1 protein-coding gene is annotated in these 1,489 nt (G+C 60.4%); it reads right to left on the bottom strand.

Annotation, left to right across the window (positions count from 1 at the left end; genetic code table 11):
- Positions 1–9: 9 nt before the first annotated feature.
- The gene (locus IVB22_RS14815; protein ID WP_247518072.1) at positions 10–1,290 is read right to left on the bottom strand and encodes an IS4 family transposase; all 1,281 of its coding nucleotides are present in this window, start codon (positions 1,288–1,290) and stop codon (positions 10–12) included.
- Between the last annotated feature and the right edge of the window lie 199 nt (positions 1,291–1,489).

The raw sequence follows: 1,489 nt of genomic DNA, 5'->3' as shown, positions 1-1,489 counted from the left end.
CTAGCTGATTCACACATCTTTGAGGGTTTCCCACGCGGAGGCGACGCCCAAGAAGTATTGGAGGCCATGCCTGATGGTGATGGGGCCGGGTTTGGTGCGTGGGTATCCATCCCATCCGCCGAGGCGAGCAATGATCCATGAGGCCCAAGCCAGGGTTTGCGGGCGATGTGGGTTACTTTGGAGTTTGGTCCTGCCTTCGTACTTGGTGGCAAGTGCGGCGAGCAGCTTGATCTGCTCTTCATTGAACGCATTGCTGGCAGGTTCGGCGCTGCGTCCGTCGCGCGCCTGAACGAGTTGCAGGATCATAACGGCAGCTTTGGCGGCGATCGCGGTGAGCTTGAGCAGCCGATCGGCGGTTTCGATCCGGCTGTCTTCGAGCTGAAGCCCCTGCGTTTTGACCAGGCGGAACAGCTGCTCGATAATCCAGCGTTTTTTGTACCAGTTGACGATCTGCCATGCGGAAGCGACAGCGCTCACGTCATGGGTCGTCAGCAGGTACCAGTGCAGCGGCTCAATGTCTGCCGGCGGATCGACTTCAACGACCTCGATCAAAGTGAGTTCGACCGTCTTGGGTAAGCTTGGCGAGGTGTTCTGCGGCCTTTTGAGCGTGACCTGACCAAACCGCAGCCCCAACTTGGCTTGTCGAGCGGGCCGATCGGCACGCGCCACAACATCAATGGTCGTGGTGTCGACAATGGGCCAGTTGGCGACGGTGGCATACATGCTTGCACCCTCGGCCAGCACGCGATCATGCATGCTCCGCGTCAGCAGATGGAAGCTTGCGGCCGATACGCTCGCCCATTTGGCATAGATGTCGCCCTCGCGGTCGTCGATCACCGTGACCATCGCCGCCGCAGAGAGCACCTGCTTGGCCCGATTGGCCGTGCTGATCCAACGCTCCGACTCCTTCTGCTCCAGTGGTCGCTGATCGTGCGGCACCGTGACCCGGCCCTGGCGTGTCCAAATCTTCCCGGCAACCAGACCCAGACAGGCGTCACTGTCGGCATCCACGGCCGCCATCGCATGTAACAGCAAGCCGTAGCTGTTCCCCTTGCCGATCTCACCCAGCCCGCGCCGGCGCTCGGGTTTGGTTTTGAAGTTGACCTCGCTGGTATCCTGGATCGCCAGCACGTGCCGGCCCACTGCCGCAACCGCCGTTTGCTCGCCCCAGCCTTCGAGCAGCGCTTCCAAGCTCACGTTCTCATTGTCGAGAAATCGGCCGTACCGGACGATCTTGGCCCGATCGCCTCCGGCCGCCCGCCGCATGCACGAACTGGCGCGCGTGACCATTCCTTCGAGCAGGGCCGCCCCCCTTTATCGAGACGACCATCCCCGAACCGACCAAGCCTGTATTGTTCGTTTAACATCTTGGCACCTCAATGGAATCGAAGTGCCAGACACAGAATCACAGCAATTCGTCACCATGGAAGACCAAATCAACATAGCGAGTCATTCCGTCGCAGCCACGATGTGTGCATCTGCTAGTGCG

Source organism: Bradyrhizobium sp. 190 (genome assembly GCF_023073415.1).
Classification (GTDB): Bacteria; Pseudomonadota; Alphaproteobacteria; order Rhizobiales; family Xanthobacteraceae; genus Bradyrhizobium.
Note: the sequence above shows the minus strand (reverse complement) of the source record. Positions and strands in the feature narration are given on the sequence as shown.

What these genes read in the sequence shown, in the direction of transcription:
- IVB22_RS14815 (WP_247518072.1), bottom strand. Translation starts at nt 1,290, where the DNA reads ATGGTCACGCGCGCCAGTTCGTGCATGCGGCGGGCGGCCGGAGGCGAT.